Source organism: Oleiphilus sp. HI0061 (assembly GCF_001635675.1).
Map to the genome: position 1 here is coordinate 1 of NZ_LWFE01000670.1, position 612 is coordinate 612.

At 44.6% G+C, this 612-nt stretch carries 1 protein-coding gene; it reads left to right on the top strand.

The genetic code is table 11. The features are described 5' to 3' along the window. Positions 1-612 (top strand): TolB family protein (locus A3735_RS30605; RefSeq protein ID WP_369820518.1); only part of this gene is annotated, 612 nt, incomplete at both ends.

Sequence of the window (612 nt, forward strand, 5' to 3'; positions counted from 1 at the left end):
AGAAAGACCTCTAGAAAATGATGAGGGCGAAGTTGAGCCAGATAATGCTGCTGAGCCGCAATCGTTTCGTCCTGGTGCTGTTTTATACCTAAAGCAAAAAGCATCACTTGATGCTCAAACGGTGGATATTTCTTCGGCAGCCTTTGCTGATGAATCGTTCTTAAACGACGACGGTGAGCTGCTCTACGATGTACGTGACCTCAGTACTTCTTATGATGGTAAGAAACTACTCTTCTCGATGCGTGCGCCAGAGATAGAGAATGCCGATGAAGAAGATCAGCCTACTTGGAATATCTGGGAATATAATATAGAGAGCAGCACGCTCCGCCGTATTTTTGATAGTACGCTGAATGTCAGGGCTGAAGATGGGCATGATATTTCACCCAGCTACCTTCCAGGTGATCGTATCTTATTTACTTCAACGCGCCAGACGCGTGCCAAGGCTGTTTTATTGAATGAAGGTAAGACGGGTTATCCTGCACTTGATGAAGAGCGAAATGTACACGCCTTTAACCTTCATATTATGGATGGTGATGGACAAAATATTCAGCAACTTACCTTTAACCAAAGCCACGATCTAGACCCTATCCTGTTGAATAACGGCAAAGTCCT